Raw genomic sequence first — 15,538 nt, 5'->3', positions numbered from 1 at the left:
TCACGCTCATTCTTTAGGCCTCGATTCCGCCAGATACCAGCTTTTCGCCCTTTTCGAAGTGGGGGCGGAGCTTGTTGTCGAACATGGAGAGTGCAGCACCGATAGCCATGTGCATGTCAAGGTACTTGTAGGTGCCCAGGCGTCCGCCGAAGAGCACGTTCTGCTCTCCGCCAGCGAGTTCGCGGTACTTGAGGAGCATTTCGCGGTCAGCGCCGGTGTTGATGGGGTAGTAGGGTTCGTCGCCCTTTTCTGCGAAGCGTGAGTATTCGCGGTGAATGACGGTAGCGTCCTTAGTGTAGTCGCGCTCGGGGTGGAAGTGGCGGAACTCGTGGATACGAGTAAAGGGGTAGTTGGCGTCGGGGTAGTTCATGACGGAGCAGCCCTGGAAGTCTTCGATGTCAAGGACTTCTTCTTCGAGGTCGATGGTGCGCCATGAGAGGTCACCTTCGGCGTAGTCGAAGTAGCGGTCTACGGGGCCGGTGTAAACGACGGGCACCTGGCCCAGGACCTTGGAGCGGGAGTACTCGTGGCCCTCTTCGAAGAAGTCGGTGTTGAGGTGCACCTCGATGTTGGGGTGGGCTGCCATGCGCTCAAGCCAGGCGGTGTAGCCGTCGACGGGCAGGCCTTCGTACTTATCGTTGAAGTAGCGGTTGTCGTAGTTGTAGCGCACGGGCAGGCGGGAAATGATGGACGCGGGTAGGTCAGCGGGGTCGGTCTGCCACTGCTTTGCGGTGTAGTGCTTGATGAAGGCTTCGTAGAGCGGACGCCCGATGAGGGAGATACCCTTGTCGTTCAGGTTCTTGGGGTCGGTTCCTGCGAGTTCACCGGCCTGCTCCTGGATTAAGGCCTTGGCTTCTGCCGGTGAGTAGGCAGCGTTGAAGAACTGGTTGATAGTACCCAGGTTGATGGGCATGGGGTACACGATACCGTTGTGGTTGGTGTAAACGCGGTGGGTGTAGTTGGTAAAGCCGGTGAAACGATTGACGTATTCCCAGACGCGTTCGTTAGAGGTGTGGAAGAGGTGGGCACCGTAGCGGTGAACTTCGATTCCTGTCTTCTCTTCGTTTTCGCTGTATGCGTTACCGCCGATGTGATGACGGCGGTCGAGCAGGGCTACCTTGAGGCCAAGCTGGGTAGCAGCTTGCTCTGCAATGGTGAGGCCAAAAAGGCCAGAGCCTACGACTACGAGATCAGCGTTCACTTAACATACTCCTTGTTAGGGGTTGCACAGCTATCGTGGGGAGTCTGGCAACCGTGCTCTGCTACTACAGCGTAGAAGCTTAACTTCGGTGTGTTCCTTGCGCGCAAGGTAAACACAGTTAATAACAAAAGTACCGGATATAGTCGGCTACTACCCGCTAACAGGCTGTAAAGATCGTGTGATTATTCCCCGGTCCTCCCCTGCGCTAGTGCCGTGTGAAGAGAAACCTCAACTTTTTTCGCAGAAAGACAGAAAAACAACGGTGAGAGTTTGTTTTTCCGTTTTGCGCCCTTGCAATGGCAGGTCTCCAGGACTTAGGTGGCTTTATGAAACTTTTAGTGCGCGTCCAGCAGCCACCGGCGGGATCTTACCGAACAGTGGAGTTTGATTATTCGCCCGGCACAACTGGGGTAGATATCCACCGAGAACTCTCTAATGTCTGGGGTAGCGATAATTTCAGTTGGGGTATTCAGGGGCAAGATATCAGGGAGCTTACTCCCGGTCAGCGCCCCTGGACTAGTGGCGCCCCGCTCACAGTCTTGCCCCTTGCACCTCATACAACCCTTCACCCTTGCCCAGATGAGAAGGCCCTCTTTACCTTACGTGTGGTGCACGGGCCAGATTCTCATTCTCAGTTTCCTCTATCTCGAGGTAGTTGGGACATTGGTAGGCAGGCCTCCCTGCTCACAATTGACGACCCAGCACTTGCACCGATTGAGGGCTTCCTAGAGGTGACGGCTAGCGGTGTGTATTTCTCGAATGAGGGCTCCCACCGCAAACTTGAGGTAGGGAAAAAATTTATTCTGGGTGGGAGCGTCCTTGTGCTTGACCAGTATGAGTACTGCGCTCCCCTCTTTCACGACCCGGCAGTTCAAGACATTGATGTTCCCGCCCCTAAATCTAAGCTGCTACTGGTAGCAACGATGGTTCTGCCTCTCATTGTGGGCCTTCTGATTGCCTGGTTGACCCAGCTGTGGCTTGTTCTTCTCATGGCCTGTGGATCCTCACTCCTAATGGGGCTTCACGCTTTTTCTCAGGGGCGCGAAAGATCCTCTGTGCGCTGTCAGATAACGCAGCTTGCTCGGGAAGAAGAGGAAGCTATAGCCCGCTACCGCGGGGCTGACCAGATTCATGCTGATACAGGCCTTGTGATAGGACGCGGCACCCGGCCAGTACGAATTAGAGGCAAGCAACGTGAGCTAGGGAGCCTCCCAGAAGTCCAGGGAGCCCCTTATGTCATAAGCGTAGAAGAACTCGCGCCCCTAGTCTCTGGGCTTCCCCTTTCGACCCAGCGTTTAGCCCTCTGCCAGCTCTTAGCTCAGAATCAGCCGGTCTACCTTCTTGTTCAGGAGCAGGAGGCTACTTGGTTTTTGCGGCTCATTGACCCGCTTCTTGCAGCAGCAAATGCACGCACGGTGTCTCTTGCAGAACTCAGTAGTTTAGAAACAGGTTTTTTGGTGTGCTCCTATCTGCCGCCGTCCTTACCTCCACAGCTTCTCCCCTTTCCTGTAGCCAACAAAGGGCATCATAAAGAGTCCGCAGAGCTCTTTTCTCAGTCAACGAGCTGGTACGACATCGTTTTAGACGGAATCAACGAAGAGCGTTACTGTGCTCTCCTGGCAAATTTGGGAAGAGACGCTACATCCTCTCTTCTCCAGAAAGTTAGCGTTGCAGCAACGAATACTTCTCAACTACCTGCTTATGCTCTCTCTGAGCTGCCGGAGGGTAACCAGCCGAGGAATCTATGGGCAGAAGAGATCTTCCTGTATGCGGGGCTAGCCTGTGAAAGTAACGATGATCTAAAACTCGGCCTAATGCATCATGGCCCGCATTTTCTCTGTGCAGGGACTACAGGTTCAGGCAAGTCCCAGCTTCTTCGTTCCCTGCTATGGTCTGCTGCCCTCAGCTACCCGCCTCAGCGTCTGTCCTTCGTCCTCATAGATTTCAAAGGTGGTGCAGGTTTAGGCCCTCTAACACCTCTGCCCCATTGCGTTTCGCTCATCTCTGACCTTGACGCATCTCAGCTAATGCGCACTATGAAGTTCTTACGGGCAGACCTTACCCACCGCAAGCAGGTCTGGAAGCAGCTGGGTGTCAGTTCCTATGACGATTACATCGGCCTCTGCAAAAACGCCCACACAGCGCCTGATTTTCCGGAGCTAATTATCTGCATCGATGAGTTTCGTATGCTTGTCGATGATTACCCAGACATCATGAGCGAAATGATGAAGATAGCTACGATTGGCAGGTCACTGGGTTACCACCTCGTCCTAGCTACCCAGCGCCCGCAGGGAGCGATTTCCCCCGATATCAGGGCAAATATCTCAACGGTGATGTGCCTTAGAGTAAGTTCTGCCCAGGAATCTTTCAATGTTCTAGGCTCGGAAGAAGCTTCTCATATCTCTGCTCGCTTCCCGGGGCGGGGCATTCTACGGAGTGCAGATAATGAGATGGTTGAATTTCAAGCTCCTTTGATCACGGGGCTGTACAGGCAAGAGCACCAAGGACGATGCCGAGCACGTTTTGTGCTCGATTTGACTAGTTCTCAGGAGCCCACCAGTTGTCAGGCTCTAAGCGATGCAGAACTCGATGCCACCAATACGGCTATCTACCAGACCTACCAGAATGCACATCAGCTACCGGCCTATCAGCCAATTCCGGCATCACTCTCGGCTCCTTATCATACGGATGTGCCGGAGTCTGTTGGCCCCTTTGCCTTATTGGTCGGTCAGTACGAGATAGCAGAACTAGGGTTTCAAGCCCCCTTTATCTGGTCGGCGGAGGATGGCCCGATTTTAGTGCAGGGAGGCAGTAGTGAGTGGATACCTGCGCTCCGGGCAACCCTCCTTCACGCTCTCGCTCAAGGATACGCCGTATTATGTCTTACACCGTCAGAACAGCGCGCGAGAGAGATACGCAGCTGGGGCAAGGAATACGCAGAACAGTTTGACGTCTTTACCTACCAGGATTCCAACTACCTTCAGCACCTTCTAGCCTGCTGCGCAGAAGCCCCAGGGCCGGGACAGCTTCTCATCATAGATACGCTAGAAACACTGCTAGATACACTCCAACGATACCCGGCTGCAGAAGCTCATCTGCAGCAGATTCTCAACTTGGGTGATCACCCAACAGTTCAGGTTTTCTGCACTTCAGTAACAGGTGTACGAGGTAAGTACCAGCACATCTTTGAGCACACCTTTATGACTCGAGCAACTGTTGAGAATGACCCTCTCCGTACCCACACTAGGGATTACACCCTGCCGGGCAGCGGGCAGTTTGCGATAGAAGGAAAGGTTATCTACGACGTATCAGAAGGAAAAGTACAGGCAGGAACACTTGCTTGGACAGAGCTCAGCGCTCCGCTAGCTGGCCCAAAGACCGATTCTCTGCAAGGCCCTAACCACCTGTTAAGCGGCTCCCACCGATACTGGCTTTCCTGGCGTCCGCTCCCCTTGCGTTCCCCCGTCAGCTCCCTCCCGTCAGCAGCCAAGCCCCATGCCGGCGCACTCGCCTGCGGTGTACTCAGGGACGGCTCGGTAGCTTTTACCCCGCCTTTGCGAGGTGGATTTATCAGCGTCAGCGGCCCGAGGGGATCCGGAAAAACGAGCCTGCTTAAGACCCTCGTCCAAGCTAATCCTGAGCATTTCTTCATTGTTATTTCCTCAGATGCCGGCACCGTAGCAGAAGATATCAATCAAGCTCTTGCACGGAGCGAGATCCTGGGGCTCCGCCCCATTCTGCTCATCGATGATCTTGATAAGCTCAACCACGATATACAGCAGACGATACTGGCCCAGAAAGAAAAGTTTGGGTCTGTTATCGTGACCTATACTCCCTGGCCACGGTGGAGTAGCTCACCGATTCTTGCTGCCCTCAGCGGTACCTCTACGGGTATCGTGCTTACCCCGCAAAGCTCCGCAGACATGTCCTTCTACCCGGGCGCGCCTCTCCCCCTTGACCTTAAAACTTACGGTCAGCTCCCGGCAGGGCGGGGAGTCATGATTGATCATGCAACTGTTATGGCTTTTCAGGCAGCCTTACCTGATGAACAGGCTACCGGGGTGAGGGAGCCAGATGTTCAAGAGTAGAGCGGGTGAAAAGTAGCAGGATGACAGCTCCGCTTATACCTACCGTTGCTAGCCCTACCAGGTAATCTCCGCCCAGAGTAGTTTGAACGCCGATGATGACCGCAAAGAGTTGCCAGACAAGCACGAGAGGCTGTCCAAACCTCTGGGCCCGCCATACGGCAACAGCGCCCACAGCGAGAGCCAGGGCAATAATGAAATAAAAGGAGGCAATAACTGACGCTCCCCCAATATCGGCAGAAGCGAAAGTCCCGATTAGAGCAGTGATTACTAGATACAGGGCCTGAAGGAAACTCAGACCGACCAAGATCTTCACGGGAACTGGAAGGGCTGAAACGCTGGAAGAAGCCACGTCTATCTCATTTCTCTATGTACTAAGAAAGGGTCTCCTATCTAGAATAGGCACCCGGGAGTGTCACCTCTCACCCCGGTACCCCTTTATGCACCCGCCTGTGACATTTACCTCATGCCTGTGCATAGATTTTCGCTCACAACCCCCTTGTATGACGCCCCATATCGTGGGAAAGTTATTGAGGTTCAAGTTTGGCTCCTTCTAGGAAAGGGGCCAGATTTTTTTGTTAGTTGCTGAGCTACTTTGCCTCAGCTTTAATCCGGTAACCCCTATAGGAGAGCATGCTAATGGATTGGCGTAGCCGTGCTGCTTGTCTTGAGAAAGACCCTGAACTCTTTTTCCCCGTAGGAAACACCGGGCCCGCCCTTCTTCAGATTGAAGAAGCTAAGAATGTCTGCCGCAGCTGCACTGTGATGGATACCTGCCTGCAGTGGGCTATCGAAACAGGCCAGGATTCTGGCGTGTGGGGCGGTATGAGTGAAGATGAGCGTCGCGCTATGAAGCGACGTGCTGCCCGAGCCCGCAGGGCCTCATAGTAGCAACTTCATGCAAGTGTTCTTTAGGAGAGGCGAACCGGCTTACCGGTTCGCCCCTCCTTTTTTATGTGGCTTTCCTTTAGCTACGCTATGGCTGCTTCGATTGTCACCAGTGTTCCACCTTCAGGAGCAAGACTCCAATGAATAGTGCCGTTAAGCTCGCTGGCTACCAGGGTTTTAACAATTTGAGTCCCTAGACCGGTTCCGCTGCCAGTTCCCTCTAGCTCTCTAATTTTTTCGGCGCTGATTCCGGGGCCGCTATCTTGAACCGTCACGATAATGCTGTGCTCTTGTCCCTCTGAGTAGCGATGCTGGCAACCAAGGGTCACGGTACCGGTTTCTCCAGCTAAACCGTGTTCTACCGCGTTAGCCACAACCTCATTAATAACGAGGGCAAGGGGGGTAGCGATTTGGCTGGGTAGTTTCCCGAAAGACCCCTCAATCCGGGTGACAACGTGCTGCCCTGGTGAGGCAAGCTCGGCAGCAAGCCTAAACTGTCGGCTAATGAGGTCATCGAAGTCTACATCCTGAGTTAGCCCCTGGGAGAGGGCATCGTGTACCAGCGCGATAGTGGAAACACGGCGCATCGCCTGTTCCAGGCCTTCCCTCGCTTCGGGGGTGGTCATGCGTCTCGATTGCAGGCGAAGCAGGGCTGAAACAGTTTGAAGGTTGTTTTTGACCCGGTGGTGAATTTCGCGGATAGTAGCGTCTTTCGACATCATCTCCTGTTCTCGGCGACGCAGCTCGGTGACGTCGCGGCAGAGCAGCAGAGCCCCGTAGCGTTCTTCACCCAAACGTGAAAAATGGCGCAGGGGTATGGCCCGGAAGGTAACGTTTTTGCGGTTAGCTTTGATTTCTGCACGCCAGGGCATGCGCCCGGTAAGAACCAGGGGTAGGGTTTCATCCGCCTTCTCACCGGCAGGTAGCAGGGCCCGGGTGATATCGAGTAGGCTCGCACCGAGCATATCACCTGCGTAGTTGAGACGCTTGTAGATAGACAGAGCATTAGGTGAAGCGTAGGTAACCCGTCCGTCCGTATCAAGCATGACCAAACCGTCGCTCACACGGGGATTGCCGTGGGCCGTTCCAACAGGAGCTGAGAACTCGGGCCAGGCACCGCGCGAGACCATCTGCAGAAGATGGTGGGAGACGTCGCGGTAGACCCGTTCCGCTTTCTGGCGCTTTCGGGTACCCAGGCTCTCGCGGTGGACCGACAAGAGAGCTACGGGCCTGTCATTGCGTATCAGCGGAATGAACTCGGTATCTAGGACGATATCGGTGAGGTTGTGCTCGTCATTGAGGGTCTTGGGGGTTTGACTGTTCCAGCTCGCAACCGCCCGCTCGCAGAGGGCCGGGTCGAGCTCTTTGCCGACCCAGTCGGTGTGAAAAACCGTGTGGGTGGTGGAGGGGCGAATCTGGGCGAGGTTGATGAACTCAGCGGACGCCGGCAGCGGCTGGGAAAGGGAAAAGTAGCCCTCGATGGTGTCGGCTTGGGGCGCCCAGAGCATGAGGTCGCAGTAGCCGGTATCTGCAATAATTTGCCACTCGTTGGTGAGCAGGTGGAGCCACTCAATATCGCCCGGCCCGTAAGCGCCGGTGCGCATGAGGATTTCAGTGAGTGACAAATGGGGCCTCCTGGTGGTCTGGGCAGGGTGGGTTAGGAGCGGGAGCGGCGGGTAAAGCGCCCCCAGGGCTTCTTCTTTTCTACCATGCGCTGACCCGGACGGGGCGCTAGTGACGGGGCAGGTTTTCCAATCCCTAGAGTATTTCGGCTGGTGTCGGCGAACGCCTGTAGCTGGCGGGCCAGTTCTGTCTGTGGGGCTACTTCAAGAATTGTTGTTCCTGCTAGGCGGGCTTTATCAGCGGTTACACTGTCTTCTGGTAGCTGGGCTGCTATGGGCAGGCTGGGCCCGAATCGCTCCCAGGAGTGTTCGAGGGCGGCCTGGGCGGATGGGCCTAGGGCCTCGGTGCGGACGCGGTTGAAGACAATGCTGATTCTTTCATCAAGGGCTGGCCCAAGCACCTGGCTAAGGGTGTCGTAGGCTTTGATAAGACGCGGTACACCCACAAGGTCTGCTAGGCCAAGGGCTATCAGGTGGTCAGCTCGCGCCAGGCTGGCCAGGGTTGCGTCGTTTCGTTGGGGAGTCAAACCGTCAAAGCTCAAGGCGGGGTCTTCTTCAAGGCAGAAAGAAGTATCGATAACCACCAGGTCGTATGTTGAAACCAGTGTATCGATTACAAGGTCGAGAGCGTTTGAGCGTACCTCTACCCAGCGATCTGGTCGGTTGATGCCGGTGATGATATCGAAGTAGTGGGAGCGATGCGAGACAGTGTGGGTAAGTTCTTTGAGCTGTTGCTGGGTTATGCCTCCCCGGTCTGCGTGGTGGCAGAGTTGGGCGAGGCTTGAGTAGTCATCGGTAAGGCCTAGAGCAGCCCCCACGGACGCCCCGTAGGTATCTGCGTCCACCAAGCAAACCGAGTAGCCTGTTTCTGCGTAGGCTGCTGCCAGGTTGATGGCCAGGGTGGTTCGTCCTGGTGAACCGTAGGGGCCCCACACCGCTACCACCTTCCCTTCTGCAGGTGAGGGGGCAGGAGCGTCCTGCTTTTCGTCACCCCTTGTGGGGTGACTTTGAGCCGGGACAGAGAGGGCAGGCTCCTCATTCTGAGCCTGGTTGGCCTGCTCACCGGTCTGCTCTGAATTCAGCAGGGTATCGACGGCCTTTTCGATCTCGCTAACGATCTCGGCGGTATCGGCTAGAGAGTCAATCAGGTGGATGCCTTCTATAGGAGGCTGGGTGCCCTGGTCATGGACAAGACACACTGCCACCTCAAGGTGGTGCAGGGATTTGACCATGGAAAGAGTGAGCTCTTCTCCCCCAGTCACGATCAGCACAGCGCGGGCAAGGCCGCTTTGGGCAAGTCCCAGCATTTCACCGATATCGTGCACGTGCCTGACCACGCTCACCTGGCCACGCTGAGATTCAATGGCTGAAACGAAACGTCCGCCCTCATCGCCAACAACAACGATAGGAACCTGCATTAGTTTCCTCCCGGTGTGTAGGCCGACGGAACCAAGCTGATGACCGCTCCCTTGCTGGTGGCGCCGAGGACCGTGGGCAGGACGTCCTGGTTTACCCACAGCTCAACAGCCGAACGTCCGGTTCCTCCAATCACAGATTCTTGGGCCGTTACAGAATGTACCTCGGCTGACTCTGCGATGACCACGGGATCACCGTACGAGTTGGCACCCTCTGTTTTGTAGGCAACCCAAATATCTACCCGATTGCCAGGAACATACTCGGCTACCGCATACTGATCAAGCAGCAGGGTAACGAGCCTGCGTCCATCGCTTACCTCGGTGGACAGCGACCGGGGTGAAAGAAGCTCCCCCGCAGCTAGCGGACGGGTAGCTACCGATCCGTCAGCAATTACTTGCTCCGCCGAAAGGTAGAGACCTGCTGATTCACCTAGCTTGACATGGGTAGTTGTCACGTTATCAGTGGTAATTTTTTCACCAATACCGATATCTTTACTGGCAACATAGTAGGGCTGAGTCTGATTGGTAGCTCGGATAAGGCCGACGACGCCCAGAACCGAGAGAAGAATAATTAGGACGCCCGCCAGCAGCTTAGGGTCGCGGAACCCCGGCTTTCTGAAACGGGGAGCAAGATTTTCTTGAGCCATCATGACACCTCTTTGAGTCAGGAAGTTTTCCTCGTTGACAGCAGTTTCCCTAATCAGAGCATCAATTTCAAAGATTGCACGTATTTTTGACCAAGGTTACGCAAAATCAAGCAAGTTATCCACAGGTCTTGCTTCTTCTATCAAGGTAATTCAAAATGCACTAAACTAAAGCAAAGGATCCCCCCCCACCTACTCCCCCGTTTCAGAAGGAACCAGACATGGTTGAACAGCGCTTTCTCACACTGACCGACGTCGGTGAAATTCTCAATATATCCCCCAGCCAAACTCGCGCCCTTGTGCGCTCAGGGGAGCTGAAGGCCATCCAGATTGGCGGCAGAAACCAGTGGCGGGTTGAAAAGAGCATGCTCGAAGCATATATCAGCGAGCGCTATGCGATGACCGAAGAAGCCATTCGGGCCGAGCAGGCCGAACGAGCCGATATCTCCTAAAACAGACTGTTTATCCCGCTACCCTGATAGCGGCAATTGAGGTGAAGAGGACGCAGCGTGGAGTTCCCCGAGTTCCACGGGTGTCCTCTTTGTGCACCTGCAGCCCCACGATTTCACAGTAGTCAGCACCAACTGCCCACACTTTACCTGCACTGGTGAGGCCGTTTCCTCCTGCATGATAAATGTGGATATCACGCTGAGCTGCGCTGAGAGCCCGCAGGGCAGACCCCAGAGTGAGCTTGCGAGATACCTCATGGGCTTCACCCACGGCCTGGTGATTTCCACCTTCCCAGTAAAGAAGGTGCGCAAGCGGAAGAATGAGGCCGCCAGCGTCCGTTTCTAGCTGAAGCCAACCCAGCCCTAAAGTCTCCAACCTCCCCCGCCAAATATCTCCGGTAGACCCGTGAATAGTCAGCAGCTGCCCAAGCTGGGCTGCCAAACGGTCAGCCACGGCAACTCGAGAAAGCTCTATCTGGCGAAGCTCGCGAGCATCCGCCTCGTAATCTCGGTGTTTTTGTGCTTCCATCTGGATTTCGTAATCGCGGAAGAGCAAATCTAGGTGTGCCATGCACTGAGGATACCCCGACAACGAAAATTTGTTGAAAAATTTGCTATAAGCCTCTTGAATCCACCGCAAAGGGAAGTAATATGATGCATAAATCATCAAACTACATCAAATGACATGATTTGAGGTGAAAGAAGTGGCATCGCGATTTTTTGCCCTATGCACAGCCAATCTGATTCCCCTCCTAGCGCTGGGCGGGGCTGGTGCCTCAGGCATGCTACTTGACTCACTTCTGAGCGAAGGGAATCAAGATCTAGGGCTCATTTCTCGTAGCCCAGGCACCTGGATGAGCCTGCTAGTCTGCGCTATCGCTGGCATGCTTTGCCTCTGCATCGCCCTCTGGTGGCTAGCTGGTTTAGTCTTCTACTACGGCGCCCTAGCTCGCGCCCGACGCTCTACCCTGCACATACAACTTCCGGCCTGGGCCCCGGGACTCCTCAAAACACTTGCGGGAGCTTCTTTAGGCCTGGGGGCTTTGGCCCCAACCCAGGCCTATGCCCTACCCTCTGAGCAAGCTATCTCGGTAACAGCAAGAGTTCACAACAGCGAGACAAACTCACCCCTATTCCCTCAGGCTTCTCAAATTGCTCACGACGTCGAGACATTATCAGCTGACTCCACCCCAGGTTCTGCTACTTCCCCCCTCTTTTCCCCAGAACAGACTCAGGGACGAGCAACAGTCACGGTTCTTCCCGTTACGACAAAGAGCTACCAGCCCATTTCACCCCTCTTCGGGGGTGCTACCCGCGTGCAGCCGGATTTTTCAGAAGACGTAGCAGCTACTACCTATACCGTAGCCCCGGGTGACTCGCTCTGGAGTATTGCAGAAGACCAACTGACTCCCGATGCCTCAGGCGCTGAAGTGCTAGCGCTCGTGCACACTATCTGGCAGCTCAACCAAAAGACCATCCCCACCCTGGACACCCTAATTTTCCCAGGTCAAACGATTACCCTACCCCGCTAGGTTTTGCAAAGGAGCACACCATGAAAACCGCTTTCCCAGAACGCGATGACCGCAAATACATCATCGTCGAAGCTACCGAATACGCCGAAAAATATGCACCCTACTTTGAAAAGGGCCAGCCAGCAGAACCCGCCGTCAGCCTCTCCTTTATCGATCAAGAAGAGCAGGCCCTTGAACAACTGGGGGTTCGCATTGGTACCGCTGCCATCGAAGTTTTCATGGGGCGCAGGCCTCAACACCATCTAGCTCCCTGGATGACAGCCGGCTGCTACCGCACCCTAGAAAAGCAGCTTGAACAGGCAAAAGCCGCCATTCGCTACCGGCAGCGTCATTACCCCCAGGCCCCTTACCCCAGCAAGCCACCTGCTGCAATCCGCCCGCGACGCATCATCGTCCAGAAGGTTACTGAGACCGCCTATGAAATGAGTTTGCTGGTGACTGACGACGTCCGCACCCGGGCCGTAGCCCTACGGGCAGAACGCAAACGGGGCAACTGGAAAATCGCTACCCTCGCCATCGCATAACTCCCAGATAGCTAGCAACTCCCACCTTCTCTTATGCTGGCCCTATCAAAAAGGCGGGTGCCCTCGAGCTAAAAGGCTCAAGGGCACCCGCCTGTACCGCACCTACAGTAGTCGGTTTTTAGTCTAGGTAGTCACGCAGAACCTGAGAACGGCTGGGGTGACGGAGCTTAGACATAGTTTTTGATTCAATCTGGCGAATGCGTTCGCGGGTAACGCCATAGACCTTGCCGATTTCGTCAAGGGTCTTGGGCTGTCCGTCGGTCATACCAAAGCGCATAGCGACCACGCCTGCTTCACGCTCAGAGAGGGTATCAAGAACCGAGTGCAGCTGCTCCTGGAGAAGGGTGAATGAGACAGCATCGGCAGGTACTACCGCTTCGGAGTCCTCAATCAGGTCGCCAAACTCGGAGTCGCCGTCCTCACCCAGAGGAGTGTGCAGGGAAATCGGCTCGCGGCCGTACTTCTGAACCTCGATGACCTTTTCGGGGGTCATGTCGAGTTCCTTGGCGAGCTCTTCAGGGGTGGGTTCGCGGCCCAGATCCTGCAGCATCTGACGCTGGACACGGGCCAGCTTGTTGATCACTTCAACCATGTGCACGGGGATGCGGATGGTACGGGCCTGGTCAGCCATTGCACGGGTGATAGCCTGACGGATCCACCAGGTTGCGTAGGTTGAGAACTTGAAGCCCTTTGAGTAGTCGAACTTCTCAACAGCTCGAATCAGACCCAGGTTACCTTCCTGAATCAGGTCGAGGAAGAGCATACCGCGGCCGGTGTAGCGCTTGGCCAGGGAGACCACCAGACGCAGGTTGGCTTCCAGCAGGTGGTTCTTGGCGCGACGGCCATCGTGAATTACCCAGCGCAGTTCCTTCTTGAGCTGCGGGTCCATATCGGGGTTCTCTTTGAGCTTGTGCTCGGCATAGAGGCCGGCCTCAATACGCATAGCCAGGTCGACTTCCTGCTCAGCGTTCAGCAGGGCAACCTTACCGATCTGCTTGAGGTAGTCCTTGACCGGGTCTGCGGTAGCACCGGGGGTAACGACGCGGACGGCGGGGGCGTCGTCCTCGTCATTGTTGGTCAGGACGAAGCCAGAGCCCTTAGCTGCTACAGCTTCGGCTTCTTTCTTCTCTTCCTTGGTGACAGAGTCTGCCTCGTCTTCGTCATCGTCTTCATCGACATCTTCGATGTCGTCGGTATCGAGGTCCTCGTCGTCCAAATCGATATCGTCGTCGGCGAAATCGTCGTCCTCGTCTTTAGCCTTGCGGCTCTTCTTGGGGGCAGCCTTCTTAGCTGCGGTCTTCTTGGGAGCTCGCTGAGGTGCGGCGCTTTCTTCGTCGTCTGCTTCTACGGCGTCTGCTGCCTCATCAGCCTTTTTTGCTTTGGCGCGAGTTGAGGTTTTTTTAGCGGTGGCTTTGGTTGCAGCGGTTTCGCTGACTGCTTTCTTGCGTGCGGCTGGTGACACAGAAAACCTTTCTGAGCTAGTTGACCGTAGCGAGTGTGATGCGGTGTTCGCGGTCAAAACACCTAAGACCCTGTCAAGTGATCGATTCGCACAACACAGTTTCCAGGGTATCTTTCGGTGGGTATAACGCCTGGGTAGGGGCTTCTATTCCCGATAGGAAGCTGTATTTTTGAGAGACACTTTGAGCGGGGTCAATAGTCAAGTATGACATGTTTTAGGTTTTCTAGCGAAGAAGGCGCGGCCGCTTATCTACTGTTCTTGGTCACGTAGGTCTCTGGGGCTCCACCGGGCAGAGTGAGCCAGGTAGGGAAAGCGCTGACGCTCAAAAGGTAATGCAGGAGTAGAGAACCCCCATCCCGGTAGGTACTGTCGATAGCCTCCAGCAGGTGGAAAGCTTCTGTAGAGTTGCCCCGCATCCAGCTCACCCACGCCTGTGCAGCAAGAAGGGAGGCTTCGGCTTTTCCCCCAGCGGAGCTTTCCAGCACGGCTGCTAAATGCCACAAGGCTTCCAGGCGCTTCCAGTCTGGCGGGGTGGGGTCTACACCAAAGAGAGTTTCAGCCATTTCCTTCAGACTGTCTTCGGTGCTATCTATCTGCTCGTTCGCACCCTGTTCAGACTGACTGAGACGATCAAGCTGGTACCGCTGCAGGGTTGACGGCAGGGGCAGAACCCTATCCCCCGCAGTTTGCCTGTTCAGCCCCAGTTCTTGGCTGCCCTGTTCTAGAGCTCTCAGAGCTGCTAGTGAGTCTTTGAGGGTGCGGCAGGCCTGAAGAATCACGAGCTGGAGGGTTGCAAAGCTATCGAAAGAAGCGATCAGAAAACCAGCTGCATCGGGAATCACCTTGGCGCGTATAGCATCGGCTAAGGTCCCAGCGTAGAGCCCCCTGCTACCCTGCGGCCCATCAAGCAGGGACGCAACGGCACCTATAGCCTGTTCCCATAGCTCTAGTTCAGCAGCAATTTGGCAGGCTTCTTGGGGGTTTTGCTCTTGTTTCTCTTCCAGGTAGAAAGCGCTATAGGCTTCCGCATTAACCTGCCAGCGTTCTTGCCCCTCAGGATCCTCAGTTCCCAGTGCCGTGCGATTCTTAAGTTCCTGGGCTTCATGTGAATCGCTCGCGACAAGCGACCCGTGGGCTACCAGTTCGCTATACAGCGGGCTGGTCAAGACCTCGTCTAGAAAACCGGCAGGAGCCAGCTGCCCTTCAGCCGGATCCACAGCCCAAAAGGCCTGCTGCCCCACCGCAAGCACATCGATTACATTCAGACCGTGAAGGGTTGCGTGGGCTGGCGCGAGCTCCGCGTAGCATTGGGCTGCTTCTAGGAAGGTTTTTTCTACCGAAACGTCTACTTCTCCGGAGGCTGCACCGTCGGCGAAAAGCAGCAAGAATACGCTGGTAATGGGGTCCCCGGTAGGGCTATAGGTGGGGAAGGCCTCGAAAATATAGGTCAGAAAGTCATCCGGCGCTACCTCAGAAACATCGGGCATATCAACACGCAGCAGGGGCCCTGCTCCCCCATTGCTCAGGGCCAAGAGCATGATGGACTTTTCAGGCCAGTAGCCTAAAAGGTGCAGGGCAAGGGCAAGGACGTCACGCTCCGAACTGAGGTAGGTAACGATAGGTTCTTCTGGGGTGTGGTGCATCTCTGTCATACCTATCAGGCTGATAGAGAAGAGTATCTAAGACGAGCCCAAGCGGGCCTGTGGATATTCTCCG

Annotated in this window: 13 protein-coding genes; 5 read left to right on the top strand and 8 right to left on the bottom strand. The window is 55.3% G+C overall.

Annotated elements, in window-relative coordinates; translation table 11 throughout:
- Positions 1–13: 13 nt before the first annotated feature.
- On the bottom strand, positions 14–1,201 hold the full coding sequence (glf, locus tag VSX42_RS00655; protein ID WP_326502509.1) for a UDP-galactopyranose mutase: 1,188 nt from the start codon (positions 1,199–1,201) through the stop codon (positions 14–16).
- A 1,370-nt stretch (positions 1,202–2,571) separates the two neighbouring features.
- Here glf and VSX42_RS00650 point away from each other — a divergent pair.
- Positions 2,572–5,289 carry an ATP-binding protein gene (locus VSX42_RS00650; RefSeq protein WP_326502508.1) on the top strand — a complete coding sequence of 906 codons (2,718 nt, stop codon included), beginning with the start codon at positions 2,572–2,574 and terminating at the stop codon, positions 5,287–5,289.
- Here the strand turns inward: VSX42_RS00650 and VSX42_RS00645 are convergent.
- Positions 5,255–5,638: a hypothetical protein gene (locus VSX42_RS00645; protein WP_326502507.1), complete on the bottom strand. Its 384-nt coding sequence runs from the start codon at positions 5,636–5,638 to the stop codon at positions 5,255–5,257. The genes VSX42_RS00650 and VSX42_RS00645 overlap by 35 nt on opposite strands.
- Positions 5,639–5,925: 287 nt before the next feature.
- On the opposite strand from VSX42_RS00645, the gene VSX42_RS00640 reads away from it, so the two are divergent.
- Positions 5,926–6,174 (top strand): WhiB family transcriptional regulator, encoded by a 249-nt coding sequence (locus VSX42_RS00640; protein WP_135013289.1) that lies wholly within the window; start codon positions 5,926–5,928, stop codon positions 6,172–6,174.
- An 83-nt stretch (positions 6,175–6,257) separates the two neighbouring features.
- On the opposite strand, the gene VSX42_RS00635 is transcribed toward VSX42_RS00640, so the two are convergent.
- From VSX42_RS00635 to VSX42_RS00625, 3 genes are read right to left on the bottom strand one after another with little or no spacing between them, the layout of a single operon-like run.
- Complete coding sequence (locus VSX42_RS00635; protein ID WP_326502506.1) at positions 6,258–7,799, bottom strand: sensor histidine kinase; 1,542 nt, start codon at positions 7,797–7,799, stop codon at positions 6,258–6,260.
- Positions 7,800–7,831: 32 nt separating this feature from the next.
- Positions 7,832–9,214, bottom strand: a complete 1,383-nt coding sequence (locus tag VSX42_RS00630) for an AAA family ATPase (RefSeq protein ID WP_326502505.1) — start codon at positions 9,212–9,214, stop codon at positions 7,832–7,834.
- On the bottom strand, positions 9,214–9,861 hold the full coding sequence (locus tag VSX42_RS00625; RefSeq protein WP_326502504.1) for an SAF domain-containing protein: 648 nt from the start codon (positions 9,859–9,861) through the stop codon (positions 9,214–9,216). The genes VSX42_RS00630 and VSX42_RS00625 overlap by 1 nt, the downstream gene beginning before the upstream one ends.
- Before the next feature lie 215 nt (positions 9,862–10,076).
- Between VSX42_RS00625 and VSX42_RS00620 the strand changes: the two genes are divergently transcribed.
- Positions 10,077–10,307 (top strand): helix-turn-helix domain-containing protein, encoded by a 231-nt coding sequence (locus VSX42_RS00620; protein WP_135011335.1) that lies wholly within the window; start codon positions 10,077–10,079, stop codon positions 10,305–10,307.
- Positions 10,308–10,317: 10 nt separating this feature from the next.
- On the opposite strand, the gene VSX42_RS00615 is transcribed toward VSX42_RS00620, so the two are convergent.
- Positions 10,318–10,875: a hypothetical protein gene (locus VSX42_RS00615; protein WP_326502503.1), complete on the bottom strand. Its 558-nt coding sequence runs from the start codon at positions 10,873–10,875 to the stop codon at positions 10,318–10,320.
- Positions 10,876–11,620: 745 nt separating this feature from the next.
- Between VSX42_RS00615 and VSX42_RS00610 the strand changes: the two genes are divergently transcribed.
- On the top strand, positions 11,621–11,836 hold the full coding sequence (locus VSX42_RS00610) for a LysM peptidoglycan-binding domain-containing protein (protein ID WP_326502502.1): 216 nt from the start codon (positions 11,621–11,623) through the stop codon (positions 11,834–11,836).
- Between the two features lie 20 nt (positions 11,837–11,856).
- On the top strand, positions 11,857–12,360 hold the full coding sequence (locus tag VSX42_RS00605) for an Rv3235 family protein (RefSeq protein WP_326502501.1): 504 nt from the start codon (positions 11,857–11,859) through the stop codon (positions 12,358–12,360).
- A 118-nt stretch (positions 12,361–12,478) separates the two neighbouring features.
- Here VSX42_RS00605 and VSX42_RS00600 read toward each other — a convergent pair whose 3' ends face one another.
- Both VSX42_RS00600 and VSX42_RS00595 read right to left on the bottom strand, forming a co-directional pair.
- A complete protein-coding gene (locus VSX42_RS00600; protein WP_326502500.1) occupies positions 12,479–13,879 on the bottom strand; it encodes an RNA polymerase sigma factor in 1,401 nt (466 codons plus the stop codon).
- A 188-nt stretch (positions 13,880–14,067) separates the two neighbouring features.
- Positions 14,068–15,474: a DUF4192 family protein gene (locus tag VSX42_RS00595; protein ID WP_326502499.1), complete on the bottom strand. Its 1,407-nt coding sequence runs from the start codon at positions 15,472–15,474 to the stop codon at positions 14,068–14,070.
- Positions 15,475–15,538: the final 64 nt, after the last annotated feature.

The sequence above is a fragment of the Rothia nasimurium genome (assembly GCF_035916755.1).
Taxonomy (GTDB): domain Bacteria; phylum Actinomycetota; class Actinomycetes; order Actinomycetales; family Micrococcaceae; genus Rothia.
Note: the sequence above shows the minus strand (reverse complement) of the source record. Positions and strands in the feature narration are given on the sequence as shown.

Excerpts from the sequence above, each read along its gene's own strand:
- VSX42_RS00630 (WP_326502505.1), bottom strand. The coding sequence starts at position 9,214 with ATGCAGGTTCCTATCGTTGTTGTTGGCGATGAGGGCGGACGTTTCGTT.
- VSX42_RS00595 (WP_326502499.1), bottom strand. The coding sequence starts at position 15,474 with ATGACAGAGATGCACCACACCCCAGAAGAACCTATCGTTACCTACCTC.
- VSX42_RS00625 (WP_326502504.1), bottom strand. The coding sequence starts at position 9,861 with ATGATGGCTCAAGAAAATCTTGCTCCCCGTTTCAGAAAGCCGGGGTTC.
- VSX42_RS00615 (WP_326502503.1), bottom strand. The coding sequence starts at position 10,875 with ATGGCACACCTAGATTTGCTCTTCCGCGATTACGAAATCCAGATGGAA.
- VSX42_RS00605 (WP_326502501.1), top strand. The coding sequence starts at position 11,857 with ATGAAAACCGCTTTCCCAGAACGCGATGACCGCAAATACATCATCGTC.
- VSX42_RS00640 (WP_135013289.1), top strand. The coding sequence starts at position 5,926 with ATGGATTGGCGTAGCCGTGCTGCTTGTCTTGAGAAAGACCCTGAACTC.
- VSX42_RS00620 (WP_135011335.1), top strand. The coding sequence starts at position 10,077 with ATGGTTGAACAGCGCTTTCTCACACTGACCGACGTCGGTGAAATTCTC.